This window comes from Paraburkholderia terrae (assembly GCF_002902925.1).
Taxonomy (GTDB): domain Bacteria; phylum Pseudomonadota; class Gammaproteobacteria; order Burkholderiales; family Burkholderiaceae; genus Paraburkholderia; species Paraburkholderia terrae.
The window spans coordinates 2,563,506-2,584,276 of the sequence record NZ_CP026112.1; the positions used below are offsets into that span (position 1 = coordinate 2,563,506).

The 20,771-nt window shown below is 61.4% G+C and carries 18 protein-coding genes; 4 read left to right on the forward strand and 14 right to left on the reverse strand.

The window, feature by feature from the left end; all coding sequences use genetic code 11:
* Both C2L65_RS27815 and C2L65_RS27820 read left to right on the forward strand, forming a co-directional pair.
* Complete coding sequence (locus tag C2L65_RS27815) at positions 1–1,104, forward strand: VTT domain-containing protein (protein WP_233446563.1); 1,104 nt, start codon at positions 1–3, stop codon at positions 1,102–1,104.
* 223 nt (positions 1,105–1,327) lie between these two features.
* Positions 1,328–1,609, forward strand: a complete 282-nt coding sequence (locus C2L65_RS27820; RefSeq protein WP_042309840.1) for a hypothetical protein — start codon at positions 1,328–1,330, stop codon at positions 1,607–1,609.
* A 29-nt stretch (positions 1,610–1,638) separates the two neighbouring features.
* Here the strand turns inward: C2L65_RS27820 and C2L65_RS27825 are convergent, their stop codons facing one another.
* Together C2L65_RS27825 and C2L65_RS27830 are read right to left on the reverse strand one after the other, a co-directional pair.
* Positions 1,639–2,712: a diguanylate cyclase gene (locus C2L65_RS27825; RefSeq protein ID WP_042309842.1), complete on the reverse strand. Its 1,074-nt coding sequence runs from the start codon at positions 2,710–2,712 to the stop codon at positions 1,639–1,641.
* A 365-nt stretch (positions 2,713–3,077) separates the two neighbouring features.
* The gene (locus C2L65_RS27830) at positions 3,078–4,019 is read right to left on the reverse strand and encodes a LysR substrate-binding domain-containing protein (protein ID WP_042309844.1); all 942 of its coding nucleotides are present in this window, start codon (positions 4,017–4,019) and stop codon (positions 3,078–3,080) included.
* 225 nt (positions 4,020–4,244) lie between these two features.
* On the opposite strand from C2L65_RS27830, the gene C2L65_RS27835 reads away from it, so the two are divergent.
* A complete protein-coding gene (locus tag C2L65_RS27835; protein ID WP_042309846.1) occupies positions 4,245–5,834 on the forward strand; it encodes an inorganic phosphate transporter in 1,590 nt (529 codons plus the stop codon).
* A 111-nt stretch (positions 5,835–5,945) separates the two neighbouring features.
* Here C2L65_RS27835 and ppk2 read toward each other — a convergent pair whose 3' ends face one another.
* From ppk2 to C2L65_RS45685, 12 genes are all read right to left on the reverse strand, one after another.
* Positions 5,946–6,872 (reverse strand): polyphosphate kinase 2, encoded by a 927-nt coding sequence (gene ppk2 / locus C2L65_RS27840; protein ID WP_042309849.1) that lies wholly within the window; start codon positions 6,870–6,872, stop codon positions 5,946–5,948.
* A 153-nt stretch (positions 6,873–7,025) separates the two neighbouring features.
* Positions 7,026–7,412 (reverse strand): VOC family protein, encoded by a 387-nt coding sequence (locus C2L65_RS27845; protein ID WP_007738638.1) that lies wholly within the window; start codon positions 7,410–7,412, stop codon positions 7,026–7,028.
* Between the two features lie 119 nt (positions 7,413–7,531).
* Positions 7,532–9,262: a gamma-glutamyltransferase gene (ggt, locus tag C2L65_RS27850; protein WP_042309851.1), complete on the reverse strand. Its 1,731-nt coding sequence runs from the start codon at positions 9,260–9,262 to the stop codon at positions 7,532–7,534.
* 157 nt (positions 9,263–9,419) lie between these two features.
* A complete protein-coding gene (locus tag C2L65_RS27855; protein ID WP_042309853.1) occupies positions 9,420–10,817 on the reverse strand; it encodes an aspartate aminotransferase family protein in 1,398 nt (465 codons plus the stop codon).
* 38 nt (positions 10,818–10,855) lie between these two features.
* On the reverse strand, positions 10,856–12,361 hold the full coding sequence (locus C2L65_RS27860; protein WP_042309855.1) for an NAD-dependent succinate-semialdehyde dehydrogenase: 1,506 nt from the start codon (positions 12,359–12,361) through the stop codon (positions 10,856–10,858).
* 947 nt (positions 12,362–13,308) lie between these two features.
* Complete coding sequence (locus C2L65_RS27865) at positions 13,309–13,785, reverse strand: Lrp/AsnC family transcriptional regulator (protein ID WP_042309857.1); 477 nt, start codon at positions 13,783–13,785, stop codon at positions 13,309–13,311.
* On the reverse strand, positions 13,782–14,801 hold the full coding sequence (doeB, locus tag C2L65_RS27870; RefSeq protein WP_042309860.1) for a N(2)-acetyl-L-2,4-diaminobutanoate deacetylase DoeB: 1,020 nt from the start codon (positions 14,799–14,801) through the stop codon (positions 13,782–13,784). Before doeB ends, C2L65_RS27865 begins: the two co-directional genes overlap by 4 nt.
* A gap of 4 nt (positions 14,802–14,805) precedes the next feature.
* On the reverse strand, positions 14,806–16,035 hold the full coding sequence (gene doeA, locus C2L65_RS27875; protein ID WP_042309861.1) for an ectoine hydrolase DoeA: 1,230 nt from the start codon (positions 16,033–16,035) through the stop codon (positions 14,806–14,808).
* Positions 16,036–16,044: 9 nt separating this feature from the next.
* Positions 16,045–17,046 carry a cyclodeaminase gene (locus C2L65_RS27880; RefSeq protein WP_042309863.1) on the reverse strand — a complete coding sequence of 334 codons (1,002 nt, stop codon included), beginning with the start codon at positions 17,044–17,046 and terminating at the stop codon, positions 16,045–16,047.
* Between the two features lie 13 nt (positions 17,047–17,059).
* Entirely contained in the window at positions 17,060–18,034 is a 975-nt protein-coding gene (gene eutB, locus C2L65_RS27885) for a hydroxyectoine utilization dehydratase EutB (protein WP_042309865.1), read from the reverse strand.
* A 156-nt stretch (positions 18,035–18,190) separates the two neighbouring features.
* On the reverse strand, positions 18,191–19,588 hold the full coding sequence (gene ehuR, locus C2L65_RS27890; protein WP_042309867.1) for a MocR-like ectoine utilization transcription factor EhuR: 1,398 nt from the start codon (positions 19,586–19,588) through the stop codon (positions 18,191–18,193).
* Between the two features lie 81 nt (positions 19,589–19,669).
* The gene (locus C2L65_RS45685; protein ID WP_156132332.1) at positions 19,670–19,873 is read right to left on the reverse strand and encodes a hypothetical protein; all 204 of its coding nucleotides are present in this window, start codon (positions 19,871–19,873) and stop codon (positions 19,670–19,672) included.
* Here C2L65_RS45685 and ehuB point away from each other — a divergent pair.
* Positions 19,848–20,702, forward strand: a complete 855-nt coding sequence (ehuB, locus tag C2L65_RS27895; RefSeq protein ID WP_103254584.1) for an ectoine/hydroxyectoine ABC transporter substrate-binding protein EhuB — start codon at positions 19,848–19,850, stop codon at positions 20,700–20,702. The genes C2L65_RS45685 and ehuB overlap by 26 nt on opposite strands.
* Positions 20,703–20,771 lie beyond the last annotated feature (69 nt).

Sequence of the window (20,771 nt, forward strand, 5' to 3'; positions counted from 1 at the left end):
ATGAACGGCAGCCAGCGCGCGTCGAAGCAATGCAATGCAATGCGCAAGGAGCTATTGCAATTGGTCGATTTCAATCCGTCGGCAATTTCTACTTGGGGCGCAGCCGTTGTCTTCCTGAACGTGCTGCTTACGCGCCTCGGCATTCCCGTGCCTGCCGTCCCTGTACTCCTGCTCGCGGGCACGGCGATCGCCAATGGCCATCTCTCCTTCTGGCACGTGCTGACTGCCGCGCTCGCCGCCGCGCTGATTGGCGACGGGATATGGTTTACTGCGGGCCGCATGCTCGGACGCCGCCTGATCCTTGCACTCGCGCGGCTGTCGGCCGCCGTCGAAACGCGAGTGCGCAAGGCGCGTGCCCTCTTCATGCGCTTTGGACCGGCAATCGTCTCGGTCTCGAAGTTCGTACCGGGACTTGCCATCATCACGCCGCCGCTGATGGGCACGACGCGCGTCGGCATCGTCATCTTCTTCGCGTGGGACGCCGTCGGTATCGTCGCGTGGGCAACGTTCTGGCTGCTCGGCGGCGCGATTTTCGAGCGGCAGCTGAGCCTGCTGATTCACGAAGTGCGAGCGCACGGCTGGACGATCATCGATGTGCTGACCGCCATCGCCGCGAGTTATCTGGTGTTCCGTTTTGTGCAGCGGTGGCGTCTGCAGCGGCCGCTCTCGCTTGCTGCAATCTCGCAGGAGCAGGTCGACGCGATGATGCGTCCCGACAAACCACCCATCGTGCTCGACGCCCGCCCTGAGCACATGAAACGACAGACGCCGCAGTCCATTCCCGGCGCGCTGCCGCTCGACATCCATGCGCCCGGCACGGTCGACGCCGCGTTGCTGGCTCGCGATGTCGTCGTCTATTGCGTCTGCGCCGACGATGTCACGGCAAGAACGCTGTCGCAGCAGATGCGCGACAAAGGCTTTACGCGGATTCGCGCGCTAAGAGGCGGGCTGGACGCGTGGGAGCGGCGCGGCTACTCCGTCGAGCCTTTGAGCGAACAGAACATAAGCGCCGCGCAGCCCAGGCGCGAGAAAAACCGTACACTGCCGCAGGAACGCGGCATTACCTTGCGCGGTATTGCACCAAGAGGCGCCGTCTCCAGTTAAATCGCGTGTGTTCTCACGCGTCTGTTTGCCCCATTGCGAAGCACCCAAACGCTAAAGAAAAGCCGCGCTTCGGCGCCGTTAAGACTAAGGCTTTAGCGTATTGGCGGACTACATTTAATCGCATACCCCTTGAAAGCAAGCTGGCGCGGTTCTCGCTAAGATTCCTTTTTTAAGATCCGGTTACTAAAGACCGATTGTTCAGGTAGAACCTGGGGATCAAGTAATGCGCTGGCTATTTGTCGTGCCGTTCTGCGATATCGAGCGGCCCATGTACTTCCGCTGGGCCGCCGCATTGAACCGGATGTTCTCGAATGTCGTGATGCGCGCGGCCAGTTCGCCGAATGAAGAAGGCGGCCGCACCGGTTTCCTGAACCGCGCATTCAAATATGTGTACGCGATTCGCCGCGTCGGCAAGCGCCGTAAGGCGTGGCATAGGCCGACTTGCTATGTCGTCAAATGGGTGCTGTTCGGCTCGATTTTCGCCGGGATCGTTTACGCGTTATAAAGCGTGACGCTTTGGCGCGCCTGGCACGCTTAGCCGCGAGCCACTTCCTGAACGGGCGCAAGACCGCCGACGACGATCCGGTCACGGCCCGTCGCCTTCGCCTGATAAAGACTGCGGTCAACTTCCTGCAACCACGTGTGATAGTCCGGCAAGTCGTCGGTCAATTGGGCAATGCCGACGCTAATCGTACACGGGCATTCCGTCGACGCCTCTTTCGTCTTCTCCCTCACGCGCTGCACCAGCACCTTCGCAACCGTATGCGCCTCGCGCAATGTCGCGCCCGGCAAGACGACGCCGAACTCCTCGCCGCCATAGCGGCCAATGCTGTCGCCCGCGCGGAAATGGCTGCGCAAAAGATCGGCGAACGCCTGTAACACTGAGTCGCCAGCAGGATGACCCAGCGTGTCGTTGATCCGCTTGAAGTGATCGAGGTCGATCAGCAGCAGGCACGACGCGTAGCGGTTCGCGCGGCAGCGCTCGAATTCCCCGGCGAGCAGCCCTTCCCAGTGCCGGCGGTTCCAAAGGCGGGTCAGGCCGTCCGTGCGGCTCAGGTGCTCGAGTTCGCGCGTGCGCTGGGCGAGCTTGAGCGACAGCCGGTAGCTCGTAAAGCCCAACGCAAGGGGATAAATAATGAGGAACGGCAGACACGCAAGGATGGTCGGCATTTGCGACATCGGCGAAAACACGAACCCGACCGTGACGAGCCCCGTTAGCACGCCGAGCACATGCGCGACCATGCCACGTGCGAAGAGCCGCAGGCCGCCCGCGGCGATGTTGTCCATGCTGAGCATCGCGAGAATCAGCACGCTGGGCAGCACGTTGAACTGCATCGCCACGACCCAGAAGCCGCCGAGCATCGAATCGGCCATCAGGTTCAGGCGTTCGCCGCGAAACGGCACTTCACAGGCAAGCGCAGCGCGCCGCGCGACATGTGGCCAGACAAAACCATGAAACACCAGCAGCGACCACAATACGAAGCCGCGATGCTGTAGCGCGAAAACGGAAGCGACGCAGAAGAAGCCAAGCCCCAGCCCGGCAATGCGCAAGCGGTAAATACGCTCGACAAAGCTCTTCCCTTGCCCGGCCCTGCTTTTCGTTGCCAACTTTGTCGATCCCCGAACAAATGACTGCGAGAATGAGGCCGCGCGCGTTCGTGCGCCGCGTGCCGCAGGGTCCCTGTTTGCACCAAGCTTTGATACAGACGTTGCGCGTTTCGATGCGGGCGCAACATCATGGATTGGTATAAAAAAATGATACCAGTATCCGCAGTGGGTAATTAGTCCATTTACGCGATGGAAGCGCTTCTGTGGTTTTTCGGTGTTTGCGCACAAGCCGCGATGGACGTTTAACGTTTGCGTCGCACTGTAATGGCCGTCGATGACGCTAGCGGTTCGGCTTGCTCGAAGAGACAATGTGAAGCAAATGAATCAGCTTAAGTGAGTCAAAAGCGGCGCAAGCGACAGGCGAATCAATGGCCGCTGATCAAAGGCACCCGTGCAGCCGCCGATGTTTCGACGCTGCGCTGCGTCAGCCACACTTCCTGTCGCAGCCAGTCGCGAAACACCGTCACATGCGGCAGGTCGCCCTGTTCGGGACGCGTCACGAGCCAATATGACTGGTGTCCGTCGACATGCACGTTCAGCATCTGTACGAGTTGTCCATTAGCGAGCTCGTGCGCAATCATATGACGATCGGCGATCGTGATGCCGAGGCCGTCGACGGCGGCGCGTATCGCGTGATCGAGCAGATCGAATTCGAAACCGCCCGACGTATCCACGCCTTCGATGCCCGCCGCCTTCAGCCAATGCTGCCAGGTCAGATAACGCTGGTTGTCGCCCGCTAAAACATGCAGCAAAGTGAATTGATTGAGATCGATGACTTCATTACCCGCCTGGCGCGCGAGCAACGCGGGCGAGCACACGGCGATATGCCGTTCATTCATCAGCAGCAGATTGTCGAATCCTTCCCATTCGCCATTGCCGAAGCGGATCGCGCAATCAAGCACGCTCGACTCGGCAAGATTGTCCTCTAGCCGCGTCGACAGGCTCAATTCCAGTTCGGGGTGCTCGGTATGCAAGCGCCCGAGGCGCGGCAGAAACCAGCGGCTCGCGAAAGTCGGCGGCGCATTGACCCGCAAACGATTCAGATGCGTCTTTTCCTGAATCGAGCGCACGGTCCATTCGATCTTGTCGAACGAATGCTGCAACGCCTGAAGCAGCACGCGGCCCGATGCCGTGAGATCCAGATGATGATGCCTGCGCTGCAATAGCGTTTCGCCGAGTTGCTCTTCGAGTTGCCGCACCTGGCGGCTCACCGCGCTTTGGGTGACGTTGAGCAATTCCGCCGCGCGCGTGAAGCTGCCCGTGCGCCCGGCGACTTCGAAGGCTTTGAGCGCATTGAGCGCTGGCATTTTTCTTTTCAAGGAGGTCTCGATTCCAGATCGGCGCTCTGGCGCCACGTGCTCATTTTAGCGTCTGGGCCGCAGGGGCCTTCTTCTGACGCCGAGCGGCATCCAAGCACGCGTGACGCGGCGCACAAATGTTAAGGGGCATATCCGTCACGCGTTTGTCATCGTATCGACATGCTGGGCTTGCAGGATCTGAGATCCCCCCGACTATCCCCCGAGGCCCAGGCCATGCCGGAACTCTCATATCCGCAGACAGGCACCGCGAGTGCCAAAAACCGCAACTTAGGACTCGCCGTCTTTGTGATTGCGCTGGTCGCTGGCGCGATCTACTGCGCGTTTCAGCTGGTCGGCGACCTCGAATCCGTTCGCACCGGATCGATCGTCGCTTATCTGCTGCTAGGCGTCGCCCTTCTGATCGCGCTCGGCTTCGAGTTCGTCAATGGCTTCCACGACACGGCAAACGCCGTCGCGACGGTGATCTATACGCACTCGCTCTCGCCCAACGTCGCGGTCGTGTGGTCCGGCACGTGGAATTTCCTCGGCGTGCTGACGTCTAGCGGCGCAGTCGCATTCGGCATTCTTCAGTTGCTGCCCGTCGAACTGATTCTGCAAGTGGGCAGCAGCGCAGGCTTTGCGATGGTGTTCGCGCTGCTGATCGCCGCGATAATCTGGAATCTGGGTACGTGGTGGTTCGGCCTGCCGTCGTCGAGCTCGCATACGCTGATCGGCTCGATCATCGGCGTCGGCCTGATGAACCAGCTGCTGCATGGTGCGGACGGCACGAGCGGCGTCGATTGGGGGCAAGCCGCCGGCGTCGGCAAGTCGCTGCTGTTCTCGCCGCTGATCGGCTTCCTGCTCGCGGGCCTTCTGCTGCTGGTCCTCAAGGCGCTCGTGCGCGTGCCCGCGCTGTACGCTGAGCCGAAAGGCAAAGCACCGCCGCCGTTCTGGATTCGCGGGCTGCTGATTCTGACCTGCACGGGTGTGTCGTTCGCGCATGGTTCCAACGACGGCCAGAAAGGCATGGGTCTCATCATGCTGATCCTGATCGGCACCGTGCCGACCGCCTACGCGCTCAACAAGGCAGTCACGGCAAACGAAACGCAGACCTTCCTCGCCGTTTCGCAGCAGGCTTCGGCCGCACTCGGCAAGTACGCGACGCCAGGCGTGCCGCCCGTCGTCGCGCCGCGCAGCGAAGTGGAGAACTACGTGCGCACCCGGCAACTCGCGCCCGCGACGGTGCCCGCGTTGCAAAAGCTGATGGAGCAGATCGGTCAGCAGGTCAGCTCGTCGGGCACGATGGCGAATGTGCCGCAAGATAAGGTCGATAACGTGCGTAACAACATGTACGTCGCCTCGGAAGCGATCCGTCTGATGGAAAAGGCGAAGCAGCCCGCGTTCGCAGCGGACGACGCCAAGGCCATCGATAACTTCAAGAAGCAGATGGACCACGCGACCAAGTTCATTCCGACGTGGGTGAAAGTCGCCGTGGCGATCGCACTGGGTCTCGGCACGATGGTGGGCTGGAAGCGCATCGTCGTGACAGTGGGCGAGAAGATCGGCAAGCAGCATCTGACTTATGGACAGGGCGCATCGGCCGAACTCGTCGCGATGGTCACGATCGGCGCCGCCGACATGTACGGCCTGCCCGTGTCGACGACGCACGTGCTGTCCTCGGGCGTGGCAGGCACGATGGCCGCCAATGGCTCAGGCCTGCAATGGGGCACCGTGCGCAGTCTGGTGCTCGCGTGGGTGCTGACGCTGCCCGCATCGATCGCGCTGTCCGGGGGACTGTACTGGTTGTTCCGTCACCTGTTCTGACGACTCGCATCTTGCCGCCGCGCTGATTCGATGAAGCGCAAACGGCGGCGGCAAAACAAAAAGCGCGGCATTTTCATGCCGCGCTTTTCATTTCAGCCCTTCAAACAGGGATCAGAACACGTCGGGCACGATCATCGTATCCGGCACGGGATGACGGCTGTAGTCCTCATGGAATACGCGTTCCGGCAACACGATGGACGGATGTTCGATCTCGTGATACGGCACCTGGCTCAGCAGATGATGAATGCAGTTCAGCCGCGCGCGCTTCTTGTCGACGGCCTGCACGACCCACCACGGCGCCTCGGCGATATGCGAGCGCTGCAACATCACTTCCTTCGCCTGCGTATAACGCTCCCAGCGGCGACGGCTTTCGAGGTCCATCGGGCTGAGCTTCCATTGTTTGAGCGGATCGTGGATACGCGCCTGGAAGCGAATTTCCTGCTCTTCGTCGGTGATCGAGAACCAGTACTTGATGATCTGAATACCGCTGCGCACGAGCATCTTCTCGAACTCGGGCACCGAGCGGAAGAACTCGTCGTATTCATCGTCGGTGCAAAAGCCCATCACGCGCTCGACGCCCGCGCGGTTGTACCAGCTGCGATCGAACAGCACCATTTCGCCGCCTGCGGGCAGGTGGCTGACATAGCGCTGGAAGTACCATTGCGTGCGTTCGCGGTTGTTCGGCGCGGGCAGCGCCGCGACCCGGCATACGCGCGGATTCAGCCGCTGCGTGATGCGCTTGATCGCACCGCCCTTGCCAGCCGCGTCGCGGCCTTCGAAGATCACGACGAGGCGATGCCCCGTCTTGACGATCCAGTCCTGCAGCTTGACGAGTTCGCCTTGCAGACGGAACAGCTCGCGGAAATATTGCTTGCGCAACTCGCGCGCTTCGGGCGTGAAGCCTTCGCCGCCGTCGAGGATGCGGTCGTCGACTTCCATTTCGAGTTCCTCGTCGTACGCATCGACGAGGTCCTCTTCGAAGCGGCGCTGCCGGGCGGCGAGCGACTCGGCGTCAAGTTCCTGTTCGGATTCCTTCATCACAGTGGCTCCTGTTTTTTCCGTAGCGCGGAAAAGGGTGTACGCGGCGCGTGGGCTCGTGTGATTGTCAGCTTTCTCAGTGTCAGTCATATTACTCTTGCGCAACGGGTGTGGCTCTTCAAAGTACCTTTCGGGCGCCGCTTCAAAGCCTGTTCAAAGCCTCTTGGCGATGCTGATCTCGTGGCCGTCGGGATCGGTGATATGAAAGTATCGTTCGCCCCATGAGGCATCGGCGGGTGCGGCCTCGGGCTGGTATCCCGCTGCCAGCGCCTTGTGATAAACGGCGTCCACGTCGGACACGTGAACGATCACACGCCCCCACCATAGCACTGGTCCTCTCGTGTCGAGAATCACGTTCAGATAGGTCCCGCCGAACGCAAACGAAGTGAACGCCTCGAAGGGTCCGCCGTAGGCAAGCGGAAAGCCAAGCGCCAGATAAAACGCAACGGCGCGCTCCATGTCGTGCGTGGCGAGCGTGACGGCACTGAGCCCTTCGAATCGCGGCTCTTGCGCATGGCTCTGTGATTCCGGCTGATTCATCGCTGACTCCCCGCTCCAGAAAGTGAAAACAGCGGACACCGCCCACGGGCGATGTCCGCTGCAAAGCGAATCGACGAGGCGCCGCGTGATTGGCTGCGACGCCAGCGCATGCCGCGAGATTACGGTATCACACGCGACACGCCGCGTCCGCGCGGATCGGATACGGCCTCCGGCTGCTCGCCGTTGATCTTGATCGCCTGAATGTCGCCGTTGAAGTCCTGCGGCTTCAGCGTATAGCCCTTCGCTTCGACCTGCTTGGCGAGGTCGCCTTCGATAGGCGCATACGGCTCCCAGAAGATCGTGTTCGGCGGCAACAGTTGATGGTGGAAACGCATCGCGCTAACGGCGTCTTTCAACGGCATGTTGAAGTCGTACACGTTGTTGACCACCTGGAAGATCGACGTGAAGATCCGTGATCCGCCCGGCGTGCCGATCACTAGCGAAACCTTGCCGTCCTTCGTCAGAATGGTCGGCGACATCGACGACAACGGGCGCTTCTTCGGCTCGATCGAGTTCGCGTCGCTGCCCACCACGCCGAACATGTTCGGCACGCCGGGCTTCGATGCGAAGTCGTCCATCTCGTCGTTCAGCACGATGCCCGTGCCTTCCGCAACGACGCCGGAACCGAAATAGCCGTTGATCGTGTATGTATTCGACACGGCATTGCCCCACTTGTCGACCACCGAGAAATGCGTCGTCTCCGCCTTCTCGGGCATCGACGTGCCGAGTCCCGGTTGCACGCTCTTCGTGTCCGACGGCGTGTTCGGATTCACTTCGGCCGCGCGCTTCGCAATGTAGGCGTCGTCCGTCAGTTGTGCGACGGGTACCTTATAGAAGTCCGGGTCGCCCAGGTACTGCGCGCGATCGGCAAAGACGCGCTTTTCGATTTCCGATATCAGGTGAATGTACTGCGGCGAGTTGAGATCGACATTGGTGAAGTCGCTCTTCAGGTCCGCCTTCATCTTCAGCAATTGCACGAGGCCAATGCCGCCCGAACTCGGCGGCGGCGCGGTGATCACGCGATAACCGTTCCAGCTCGCCTGAATGGGCTGACGCCACACAGCCCGGTAGTCCTGCAGATCGCGCTTCGTGATGAGGCCGTGACCCTTCATCGACGCCGCGATCAGATCGGCCGTCTTGCCGTTATAGAACTCGCGCGCGCCCTGATTCGCGATGCGCGTGAGCACAGCGGCGAGATCCGGCTGCTTGAAATTGACACCCTGTTTCAGATTGCCGAAATAGGTGTCGAAATTCGTCTTGCCTTCGAAGTCCTTCTCGGCGTCTTCGCGGCGCTTCGCAAGCTGCTCGTCGACTTCGAAACCGTCACGCGCATATTTGATGGCGGGCGCCAGAACCTGCTTCCATTTCAGCTTGCCGAAACGATGCTGTGCTTCCCACATGCCTGCCACGGTTCCTGGCACACCCGCTGCGTAATAGCCGAAAAGGCTCTTGCCCTTGATGACATTGCCCTGATCGTCGAGAAACATGTTGCGCGTCGCAGCCAGCGGCGCACGCTCGCGATAGTCGATGAAATAGGGCTTGCCGTTCACGAATAGCGTCATGAAGCCGCCACCGCCGATGTTGCCTGCCTCAGGGTAGGTGACGGCCAGCGTGAACGCGATGGCGACAGCCGCGTCGACGGCATTGCCGCCTTCCTTGAAGATCTGCTCGGCAGCATCGGCGCTGTACTTGTCAGCGACGGCGACGGCCGATGCAGTCAGTACGGGTTGCTGCGGCGGGGGCGCCTTCGCGTAAGCAGGTGCGGACTCGAGAAAGCCCGCGGTAGTCGTGAAGAGCCCTGCGACGGCCAGTGCTGTTGCGGAGAATTTCGCTTTATCGATTAGTTTCAATGCGTGCCTCCAAAGACAATCATCCAGTGACGGAACCTAAAGCCTGTCTTTGGGCTTATAACACGCGACGAGTACATTTGCGAAGCAACCCGACATGCTGCAGGCGCAGCGAATTGCTTCGCTCGATTACTCCAATTGCCATACGACTGCGACGCTGCTAGACAGCAGCAGATTCCTTTAGCACCTGAGATGCCACTTCATCTACGGCGGCCTTGGTCAGCTTGACGATCTCATCGACTTCCGCGCGCGTCGTCACGAGCGGCGGCGCAAAGCCGAGAATGTCGCCATGCGGCATCGCGCGTGCAATGAGTCCGTGTTGCAATGCAGCGGCCGACACGCGCGGGCCGACTTTCAAAGCGGCATCGAATGGACGGCGCTCTTCTTTATGCGCCATGAATTCGAGCGCCGCAAGCATGCCGGAGCCGCGCACTTCGCCGACGAGCGGATGCGAATCGAACGCTGCGTGCAACTGTTGCTGCAGATAGCCGCCAACTTCCGCTGCTTTATGCGTGAGGTTCTCGCGCTCGATAATGTCGAGATTCGCGAGCGCCGCTGCCGCGCAGACCGGGTGTCCCGAATAGGTCCAGCCGTGACCCATCGGACCGTGGTCCTGCGAGCCCTGCGCAATCACGTCCCAGACCTTCTCGCCGACGATCACGGCCGACAGCGGCGCATACGCGCTCGTCAAACCTTTCGCGACCGTGATCAGATCCGGTTCGATGCCGAAGTGCTGCGCGCCCATCTTCGAGCCGAGCCGCCCGAAGCCGCACACGACTTCATCGCTGATCAACAGAATGTCGTGCTTCTTCAGTACTTTCTGGATTGCGGGCCAGTAACCGGCCGGCGGCGGCAGGATGCCACCCGTGCCCATCACCGGTTCGCCGATGAAAGCAGCGATCGTGTCCGCGCCTTCCTTCGCGATCAGCTTCTCCAGTTCTTCGACGCAATAGTCGACGAACTGCGCTTCGCTCATGCCGGCGGGCGCCTGACGATACCAATGCGGACATACCGTGTGCTTGACGCGATCGATGGGCAAATCAAAGTGCTGATGGAAACTCGGCAGGCCCGTCAGGCTGCCCGTCACGATGCCGGAGCCGTGATAGCCGCGCTGACGCGAAATGATCTTCTTCTTGTTCGGACGGCCCTTTACATTGTTGTAGTACCAGACGATCTTGATCTGCGTTTCGTTCGCATCGGAACCGGACATGCCGTAGTACACCTTCTTCATGCCCTTCGGCGACCAGTCGATGATGCGCGACGACAGTTCGATGATCGTATCGGTCGAATGCCCGACATACGTGTGGTAGTAAGCGAGCTTCCTGGCCTGCTCATAGATCGCGTCGGCCACTTCCGTGCGGCCGTAGCCGATATTCACGCAATAGAGGCCCGCGAATGCGTCGATGAACGACCTGCCTTGATGATCCTCGATGCGGATGCCTTTGGCGCCCGTGACGATGCGGCCGGGCAGCGCGCCGCTGGCGTGATCGTGAGCGTGCGTCGACGGGTGCATGAAATGCGCGCGGTCCGCGCTGAGCAGTTGATCGAACTGGGTCATGGGACACTCCATTTTTAATCGATAGTTGGATGAGAGACTCACGCGGCGAGCGGCCGGCGAGCAGAAGCAGTGGCGTCGGTTAGGGGCAAGCCCAATTGACCGAGGCAGAAGTAACGCGTTTCAACGAACGGCTCGAAGCCTTCGAGTCCGCCTTCGCGGCCGAGACCCGATGCCTTCATGCCGCCGAATGGAATCGGCGCGCCCGTGAATTTCGCGCCGTTCACGGAGACCATGGCGAAGTCCAGCTGGCGGATCACCTGAAAGACCGTGTTCAGATCTTTCGCGCAAAGATAGGCGGCGAGACCGTATACGGTGTCGTTAGCGCGCGCAATCGCTTCTTCGAGCGTATCGAACGGCGACACAGCCGAAATGGGCGCAAAGTTCTCTTCGTCGTAGATGCGCATGCCTTTCTCTGCATCCGCGATCACGGTCGGCTCGAAGAACCAGCCGCCGCGCTCATGCGGCGCGCCGCCGGCCAGAACACGCGCTCCTTTCGCGCGCGCATCCTCGACGCGTTGAACGGTTGCATCGAATGCGGCTTGATGCATCAGTGGACCGACTTCGATGCCCGGCTCGAATGCCGAGCCGACCTTCAACTGACGCACGGCCTGCGCATACCGTTCGACGAATGCGTCGTAGACGGGCCGCGCAACGAGTATGCGATTCGCCGCGCAACAGTCTTGCCCGGACGTCTGAAACTTCGCCGCCACGGCCACGCGCACTGCCTGATCGAGATCGGCGTCTTGCGTCACGATGAACGGCGCGTTGCCGCCGAGTTCGAGCGCCGTCTTCTTGATGCCGCTTTGCGCGACGGCCTGCATGACGAGCCCGCCGACGCGGGTCGATCCCGTGAAGCTCACGGTGCGTACGCGCGGGTCGCGCACCAGTGTTTCCATCGCCATTTGCGGGTCGCCGAGCACGACGTTGAACACGCCCGGCGGGAAGCCGGCTTCTTCTGCGAGCTGCGCGAGCGCGAGCGAGGAGAATGGTGTCTCATGCGCGGGCTTCACGACGACTGTGCAACCTACTGCGAGCGCCGCTGCTGCCTTGCGGGTGATCATTGCGTTGGGGAAATTCCACGGCGTGATCAGTGTCGCGACGCCTGTTGGCTCTATCATCGTGCCGAGATGTGCGCCGTCGATGTGCGATGGAATTGTGCGGCCGTTCAGGCGTTTCCCTTCATGCGCGAACCATTCGATAAAGCTCGCGCCGTAGGCGATTTCGCCCGTTGCCTCGGCGAGTGGCTTGCCCTGTTCTAATGCGAGGATGCCTGCCAGGTCATGTTGATGGCGTTGGATTAGTTCGTGCCAGCGTAGCAGCAAGGTGGCGCGTTTTGCGGCTGGTACCCAGCGCCAGGTTTCGAATGCACGGTGCGCGGCGTCGATTGCCTGCGTGATCTGTTGGGCTTCCAGCATCGGGACATGGCCGATTACTTTTTGATCTGCAGGGTTCTGTACCGCTATTGTGGATGCTGTTTCGCTATGGACCCAGCGGCCGTCGATGTAGCACAGTGATTTGAATAGAACGGGATGGCCAAGCAACATGGTGATCTCCTTTCTTTGATATCTCTGTCTGTTACTTTAGAGGCTGCGCGGGCTGGATTTTTTTGTTCTCGGCGTGGTTTGGTTTTGGTTTTTCTGTTTTTTGATGGTGTGAGGGTTGGTTTTTTTTCTGCTGTCGCGGGTGTCCGTGGTTTGTCTTCGTGGCGCGGACGGTTTCGTTGTTCTAGCCTGTGCGCGGGCATCCGCGTATTGCCTTCGTACTTCATGCGTCGCCCCTGTGCGGGGCGGCACCTACTTTTCTTTGCCGCCGCAAAGAAAAGTAGGCAAAAGAAAGCGGCTCACACCGCCAGCCCGTGTGCGTATCCACGGGCCCCCAACGTCCCCACGTTTCACACGGCAGCATTTCTGTTCGCGTGCGTTGCCAACGCTCCGAACGAGCGCCTCACCCACTTCAAATACCCGCACCAAGGCTAGCGGCAGCGAATGGTATGTGCCGCCCAGGTGGCAAACTGTGTGTAGGCTGTCGCGTCGTACAGGTTAGCGCTCTTACAGGGTGGAATGCATACGCTATCGGTTCGAAGTAAGGCATGCGAAGCACTACGGCCTACACACAGTTTGCCACCTGGGCGGCCGTGGAATATCTGGCACGGCATGGCCCAGCGCGGGCGGGCGAAGCGGGTGAGGCGCACCGCAAGAGCGCTGGCAACGAACGTGGGTCACGTGGTCGCCATGTGAAGCGTAAGAACCTTCGGGGGCCCTCAGGCAGGAAGAAGAATTAGCGGTGTTAGCCGCTTTCTTTTGCCTACTTTTCTTTGCGGCGGCAAAGAAAAGTAGGTGCCGCCCCGCACAGGGGCGACGCTTGAAGCCAGCTAACAAATCGCGGATGCCAGCGAAAGCCCCAAAAAACCAAACCAGCCGCGTAACGAAGACAAATCGCGGACGCCCGCGCAACGGCAAAAACCAAAAACCCAAATCAAAAGCGAAAACCATCACCCGCATTCGGCCCATTCGGGCACCGACTCCTCTCCGTCCTTAACGACCTTAGTCACAACATAAGTAAAATACCTCTCAATCCCTACCTCATCGGTAAGCAGCGAATCAATAAACCGCTGATAGTGATCGATATCCCGCGCCACCACGTGCAAAAAATAGTCGACCCCACCGCCAGTGGCATGACATTGCACGACCTCAGGCGCAGAAGCCACCCGTTCCTCAAACCGCCGCATATCGTGTGCCGTATGCCGCGCCAGCGTCACTTCAACAATAATCCGACTACCCTTAAAAGCCTTAGCCCAATCAACATCCGTCCGATAACCACGAATCAGACCACTCTCTTCGAGCCGCCTCACCCGCTCCCACGCAGGTGAGATAGACAGATTCACTTCCTCAGCGAGCCGCGACTTCGTAATACGCCCATCTCGCGCAAGAATACGAAGAATCGCAAGATCATAGCGATCGAGTTTCATACGCGAATACCGCGTTCAACCACATCAGCAACCACAGCCACCGTATCCCCAATCCGCACGAGTCCCGGAAAATGCCGCGCAGCAAGCAGCCCGCCGCGCCGCGCGCGATACTCGACAGCCTTCGCGCCCGTACGCGTCATATCGTGAACCCGCGCGATCACTTCGCCCGCTTCGACACTGTCGCCCAGGTCCTTGCACATTTCGAGCAACCCATCATGCTCGCTCGTCGTATAGCAAGTACCGTCCGGCATATCGAGCAAAGTGGTCGTGCGCGACGCGACACGTTCGCCGTCATCCAATGACAACACACCCGCATTCGCCAGAAAGCCACGCACGCCGCGTTCGGCAACGGCGACGCTCGCCACCGTCGCCGTGCCGCCGCCGCCCAGTTCCGTCGACACGAACACCTTGCCCGCCTCTTCGACAGCCGTGTCGAACAAGCCAACGCTATCCAGCTCCAGCATCCGCATCGAATACGGCGCGCCGAACGCGCGCATCGCCGCTTCGCAGCGCGCCTGCTGCTTCGCGTCCTTCAATACGTGCACGGCGGCGAACGGCACGAAGTCGAGCGTGCGGCCGCCCGCGTGCAGGTCGAGCACATAGTCCGCGAGCGGCAGCAAATAGCGCTGAAAGTAGTCGGCAATCTTTTCGGTGACGCTGCCGTCCGGCTTGCCCGGAAAGCTGCGGTTCAGATTGCCGCGATCGATCGGCGACGTGCGGCTGCCCGCGCGAAACGCCGGATAGTTCATGAACGGCACGATGATCACGCGCCCGGTCACGTCGCTTGCCTGCAGCGTCGATGCGAGCTTCGACAGCACGATGGGACCTTCGTACTCGTCACCGTGATTGCCGCCCGTCAGTAACGCGGTCGGCCCGTCGCCATTGCGGATCACCGTGATGGGAATCATCACGGCGCCCCACGCGGATGCATCGTGCGAATGCGGAAGCTTCAGGAAGCCGTGCTGTTCTCCGTCGGCCTCGAAATCGATCGTGGCGGAAATGGGTGAAGCCCGCATTGCCCTACTCCTTGACGAACAGCTTGCGCGGCGTATTGCAAAAGGTCTCGACGCCCGACCCGGTAATCAGAATGCTTTCCGTGATTTCGAGTCCCCAGTCGTCGAGCCACAAGCCCGGCATGAAATGAAATGTCATGCCGGGTTCGAGGACGGTCTTGTCCCCCGGACGCAGGCTCATCGTGCGCTCGCCCCAATCGGGCGGATAGCTCGCGCCGATGGGATAACCGCAACGGCTATTCTTCTCGATGCCCGATTTGCGCAGCACCGCAAAGAACGCATTCGCGATGTCTTCACAGGTGTTGCCGGGCTTCGCCGCAGCAAGACCCATTTCGATGCCCTCAATAACGGCCTTTTCGGCGTCGATGAAATGCTTCGGCGGCTTGCCGAGATACACGGTGCGCGATTGCGGGCAGTGATAACGCTTGAAGCAGCCGGCAATTTCGAAGAACGTGCCCGCGTTCTTTTCAAATGGCGAGTCGTCCCATGTGAGATGCGGCGCGGCGGCATCGGCGCCTGTCGGCAGCAGCGGCACGATCGCGGGATAGTCGCCGCCATAACCATCGACGCCCGTAATCCCCGCCGAATAGATCTGCGCAACGAGGTCGCTCTTGCGCATGCCCGGCTCGATCCGCTCGACGATCTGCGCATGCATCTTCTCGACGATGCGCGCAGCAATGCGCATGTACTCGATCTCGCGCGGCGACTTCACGGCGCGCTGCCAGTTGACGAGCGCCGTCGCATCGCGCCACGTCGCATTGGGCAGATTGCGCTGCAACGATGCAAATGCGGCCGCGCTGAAATAGTAGTTGTCCAGTTCGACGCCGATGCGGCGCGCCTGCCAGCCACGCGCTTCGATCACTTCGCGCGCAAGATAATCCATCGGATGACGCTCGGTGGACTGCACGTAATGATCCGGATAGCCGACGATGTTCTCGCGCTTCATGAACACCGTGCGCAGCGCGCCGTTCGCGTCCTGCCCGCGTCCATACCAGACGGGCTCGCCGTCAAGCGCGAGCAGCACGCACTGATGCACATAGAACGACCAGCCGTCGTAGCCGGTGAGCCATCCCATGTTGGTCGGGTCCGTCACGATCAGCAGATCGATCTGGGCCTTCTCCATCGCGCGGCGCGTCTTCGCGATGCGCGCGTCGTACTCGCTGCGATCGAACGGCAAGCGGACCACAGGTGCCGCCTGCTTTACATCGTCCCGCTCCAGTTGAGGTGTGTTTGACATGGTCTCCTCTCAGCGCTTCATGTCGTTGCGGAAAAGGGTGCCTGCATTGGCCGCGCGCGCACGCGCGACCGCAAGCGTCGCGATGGCCGTGTCCTGCGCGCCCGTGCCCGTGAGATCGCATAGCGTGATGTCACCGTCGCTCGTGCGGCCCTGGGCCTGTCCTGCGATGATCTGTCCGAGTTCTACATGCTGCGCGTTCGCGTCGACGACGCCCGCTTCAATCGCGTGATGAAGCTCGCCGAGCACACGGGTCTGCGTGACGCGATCGCACACATAGCGCGCCGCCACCAGTGCTTGCGGTGCGATCTCGTTCTTGTGCTCCGCATCCGAGCCCATTGCCGTGATGTGCAGGCCCGGATGCAGATCGGCCGCGTGAATCAGCGGCTCGGTGCTCGGCGTCGTCGTGATCGCGATGTCCGCTTCAGCGAGCGCGTGATGCACGTCGCGCGCAACTTCGTACGCGATGTGCAATTGCGCGGACATGTCGGCTGCGAATTGCTCGGCGTTCGCACGATTGCGCGCCCATACCGTTACGCGCTCGACTTTTCGCACCATCGCGAGCGCCTGCAATTGCAGACGCGCCTGTTCGCCTGCGCCGATCACCGCGACATTCGGCGCGTGCTGCTTCGCGAGCCAGCGCGCCGCGACCGCGCCGGCGGCAGCCGTACGCACGGCCGTCAGATAGCCGTTATCGAGCAGCACGGCTTCCGTCAGTCCCGTTTTCGCCGACAACACGAGCATCAGGCCATTGAGACTCGGCAAGCCAAGTTTCGGGTTGTTGAAGAAACCCGGGCTGACCTTGATCGCGAAGCTGTCGAAGCGCGGCAGATACGCGGTCTTCACATCGACTTCGCCGCGATGCTCGGGCAGATCGAGCCGCAGGATCGGCGGCATCGCGACGGCTTCCGTCGCGAGCGACAGAAATGCGGCTTCGATCTGGTCGATAGCGGCGAGATCGAGTGGTACGAGTTCTCTGAGTTGCGCTTCGCCGAGCAGGGTAATAGCTGTCATCCGTCACTCCGTATCAGGCTGCACCGACTATGCGGCGATGCTGGTTCATGTCGATATTGGCGCCCGTCACAATCAGCACGATCGGGCCGCGCGCAACAGCCCCATTACCCAGACGCCCCGCGAGCAGCGCGGCAATGCCGACGGCGGCAGCGCCTTCGAGCACCAGATGTTCGGCTTCGTACGCATGCACGATGCCCCGCGCTATCGACGCCTCGTCGAGCAATACGACCTCGTCGATCAGTTCGCGCGTCAGTGAGAACGTGTGCCGGTTGTCGAGCCCGATGCCGCCACCCAGCGAGTCCGCGAGTGTCTCCAGTTCATCGACGAGCACGGGCTTGCCCGCCGCGAGACTCGCGTGCATCGCGGCGCCGCGCGCCATCGTCACGCCCGTCATCCGCACGCTGGGCCCGACCTGCTTCGCGGCGAACGCGACCCCTGAAAAAAGACCGCCGCCCGACAGTGGCACCGCGATATGCGCGACGTCGGGCAAGTCTTCTGCGATCTCGATGCCGATGGTCGCCTGCCCGGCGATCACGTCGAGATGATCGAACGGCGGCACGTACGCGTAGCCTTCTTCGCGCACGAGGCGATGCGCTTCATGTTGCGCATCGTCCTGGCTCTTGCCGACGATGTGCGCCTGAGCGCCCAGCGCGCGCACGGCCTCGACCTTGTTCGACGGCACCAGCGACGACATGCACACAGTCGCCTCGATGCCGAGCGCGCGCGCCGCGTGCGCGACGGCACGCCCATGATTGCCCGTCGATGCCGTCACCACACGCGCGCATCCCGCTTCGGCGAGACGCACGAGCGCGTTCGTCGCGCCGCGCAGCTTGAAGCTGCCCGTCGGCTGGACGGTTTCGAGTTTCAGATAGACGGGTGCATTCGCAACCGCCGACAAGGCGTGCGATTCGACGAGTGGCGTGCGCAGCACGCGCCGTTCGATACGTCGGCGTGCGGCATAGACATCGGCAAGCGAAAGTACGGACATTGACGGCCCTTGCACCTGTTCACGACCGCTGTGGCACGCGTCGCAGGGATTCGACGCGAGTCACAACGGGCTCAGTGCGGCCAGTCTAATGTTCTAAAACTTGTTTTCTATTGTCCTGGTACATTTCGTTTTGCCCGTTCGCGTGCGATGACGCATTCAGCCAAAGTCATGCACCTGTGGGTATTGCTCGAACACGTCGCGCATCGTTTCGAGCGCTTCCTGATAGACCTCGTCGCTCACTTCCGCGCCTACGCACAAGCGCACGGCATTGGGCCGGTCCGCGCCGCGCACGAGAAACGGATCGGGCGACGTCACGGCGATATTACGGTTGCGCAGTTCGCGCACGAGCCGGTCGGCCTGCCAGTGATCTGGCACGCGCAGCCATACCGACAACCCTTGTGGATGCGAGCCCAGCACGTACGGGTCGAGTATTTTTTTCGCGAGTGCCTGGCGGATCGCCAGCCGCCCGCGCTGCATGTCGACGAGCCGCGCGGCCGTGCCGTCGTTGATCCAGCGTGTCGCCACTTCGGCCATCGGAGAGGTCGCCATCCAGCTGCTCACGCGCAGCACACTCTCGGCGCGCAGCGCGAGCCGGCGCGGCGTCGTCAGATAGCCGATGCGCAAGCCCGCGAGCACCGACTTCGACATGCTCGTGCAGTAAAACGACAGGTCCGGAATATGGCTCGAAATCGGCGCGGGACGCGATGCGGGCAACGGCCCATACACATCGTCCTCGATCACGAACACGCCGTAGCGTTCCGCGATCCGCGCAATCGAACGGCGTCGCGACTCGGGCATCATCGCAACGGTGGGATTGTTCAGTGTGGGCGTGCAGACGAGCGCCGTGATGCGCTCGCTGTCGCACATCTCTTCGAAATGCTCGGGGTGAATGCCGTACTCGTCGATCTCGAGTCCTTTCAGCGTAAACCCAAGCACATTCGCGGAGCCGATCACGCCGTGATCGGTCAGGCTTTCGCATAGCACCGTATCGCCGGGACCGACCAGCGACGCGAGCGCGAGAAAGATCCCATGCGCCGCGCCATTGGTGACGAGCATCGTATCCATCGAAGCGGGCATGCCCATTGTCTGCAGCCACGCGATGCCCGCCTGGCGATGATGCTCGAAGCCCGCAATCGGCCTGAACGCGCGGATCCACGGCTGGTCTTCGATCTTCGAGAGCGTCGCGCACACCTTGCGCCACATCGCGTCGTGCTCGGGCGTATGGATGATGCGTGCAATCGAAAAGTCGATGACGGAGCGCTCCGCCGTATCGAGCATGTAGTTCGACATCGTCTCCGTGACGCGCTCGGCGACGAAGCTGCCCCGGCCCACTTCGCAGCGGATCAACCCTTGCCGCTCCAGTTCCTTGTACGCATTCGTCACGGTCTGCACGCTGATCGACAGCTCTGAAGCCACGTCGCGCTGCGGCGGCAGACGCGCGCCCGCGCGCAGCGACTCGCTTTCGATATCGGTCGTAATCGCCTTCACCAGCCGCTTGTATTTCGACTCGACGCCATGCACTGCGCCGACCGCTTCCCGCCATTGCTCGATCACCTGCTGACTCCCGTCTCATGCAACACCACCCATGCGGCGCGCCTGACACCATCCATAGTGCGACAAAAGGGGCTCCAAAAATTATTGTCCTAGAGCAATCGCAACAAAAAAATGGCTTTGTATGCTGCGTTCATGGGTCGCATCACGGGACATCTCGAACGCCCCGGAAGTGCATGCCACATCGGGTTTTCCCGGGTTCATGGCGCACGCCGCACTGCGCCATTCATCACTCTCTTTTTCGCCCTCATACGGAATCGCCATGAAATCGAAGCGCACGTCAGTCATGCTCGGCGCCCTCTGCCTCGCGGCAGCGAGCCTCGCCATGCACACCCAGTTCGCGTCGGCTGAAACGACGTTGCAGCGCATCCAGCGCACCGGCGAGGTGCGCATCGGTTATGCGAACGAGGCGCCGTTCGCCTACACGCAGCCGGACGGCAAGGTGACGGGCGAGTCGCCTGAAATCTCGCGCAAGATCTTCGAAAAGCTCGGCGTGAAAAAAGTGGATGCCGTGCTGACGGAATGGGGCTCGCTGATTCCGGGCCTGCGCGCCGGACGCTTCGACGTGATCGCGGCGGGCATGTACATCACGCCCGAGCGGTGCAAGCAGGTTGCTTTCGCCGATCCGCAATACCAGATCCAGGACACGCTGCTCGTGATGAAGGGCAATCCGAAGAATCTGCACAGCTATGGCGATGTCGCGAAGCAGCCGGACCTCAAGCTCGCGGTGATGGCGGGCGCCGTTGAGGTCGCCAATTCGCGCGATGCGGGCGTCAAGGACGCGCAACTGCTGCAGGTGCCCGACACGACAGCGCAGCTACAGGCCGTGCGCACGCGCCGCGCCGACGCTGCAGCCGGCACCGCGCTGACGATGAAGGGGCTTGCATCGAAAGATGCAGGCCAGGTCGAAACCGTCTCCTTCTTCAAGGACGATCCGAACCACACGGGCTACGGCGCGCTTGCGTTCCGGCCGGAGGACACCGATCTGCGCGATGCCGTGAACAAGCAACTGCATCAATGGCTCGGCACACCCGATCATCTCGCTACTGTCGGACCCTTCGGCTTCGACAAAACCAATCTGACCACGAAGACAGCCGCGCAAATCTGCGGCCAGTGACGCGTCGCAACGGGTTCGCATCGTCGATGCGTATCCATTGCGGGGCACGCGAGTCTCACGCGCCGCGAA

What these genes read in the sequence shown, in the direction of transcription:
- C2L65_RS27865 (WP_042309857.1), bottom strand. Translation starts at nt 13,785, where the DNA reads ATGAAACTCGATCGCTATGATCTTGCGATTCTTCGTATTCTTGCGCGA.
- C2L65_RS27845 (WP_007738638.1), bottom strand. Translation starts at nt 7,412, where the DNA reads ATGAATCAGCCGGAATCACAGAGCCATGCGCAAGAGCCGCGATTCGAA.
- C2L65_RS27820 (WP_042309840.1), top strand. Translation starts at nt 1,328, where the DNA reads ATGCGCTGGCTATTTGTCGTGCCGTTCTGCGATATCGAGCGGCCCATG.
- C2L65_RS27815 (WP_233446563.1), top strand. Translation starts at nt 1, where the DNA reads ATGAACGGCAGCCAGCGCGCGTCGAAGCAATGCAATGCAATGCGCAAG.
- C2L65_RS27880 (WP_042309863.1), bottom strand. Translation starts at nt 17,046, where the DNA reads ATGACAGCTATTACCCTGCTCGGCGAAGCGCAACTCAGAGAACTCGTA.
- C2L65_RS27860 (WP_042309855.1), bottom strand. Translation starts at nt 12,361, where the DNA reads ATGTTGCTTGGCCATCCCGTTCTATTCAAATCACTGTGCTACATCGAC.
- eutB (WP_042309865.1), bottom strand. Translation starts at nt 18,034, where the DNA reads ATGTCCGTACTTTCGCTTGCCGATGTCTATGCCGCACGCCGACGTATC.
- C2L65_RS45685 (WP_156132332.1), bottom strand. Translation starts at nt 19,873, where the DNA reads ATGACTGACGTGCGCTTCGATTTCATGGCGATTCCGTATGAGGGCGAA.
- ppk2 (WP_042309849.1), bottom strand. Translation starts at nt 6,872, where the DNA reads ATGAAGGAATCCGAACAGGAACTTGACGCCGAGTCGCTCGCCGCCCGG.
- doeB (WP_042309860.1), bottom strand. Translation starts at nt 14,801, where the DNA reads ATGCGGGCTTCACCCATTTCCGCCACGATCGATTTCGAGGCCGACGGA.
- C2L65_RS27835 (WP_042309846.1), top strand. Translation starts at nt 4,245, where the DNA reads ATGCCGGAACTCTCATATCCGCAGACAGGCACCGCGAGTGCCAAAAAC.
- C2L65_RS27855 (WP_042309853.1), bottom strand. Translation starts at nt 10,817, where the DNA reads ATGACCCAGTTCGATCAACTGCTCAGCGCGGACCGCGCGCATTTCATG.
- doeA (WP_042309861.1), bottom strand. Translation starts at nt 16,035, where the DNA reads ATGTCAAACACACCTCAACTGGAGCGGGACGATGTAAAGCAGGCGGCA.
- C2L65_RS27830 (WP_042309844.1), bottom strand. Translation starts at nt 4,019, where the DNA reads ATGCCAGCGCTCAATGCGCTCAAAGCCTTCGAAGTCGCCGGGCGCACG.
- ehuB (WP_103254584.1), top strand. Translation starts at nt 19,848, where the DNA reads ATGAAATCGAAGCGCACGTCAGTCATGCTCGGCGCCCTCTGCCTCGCG.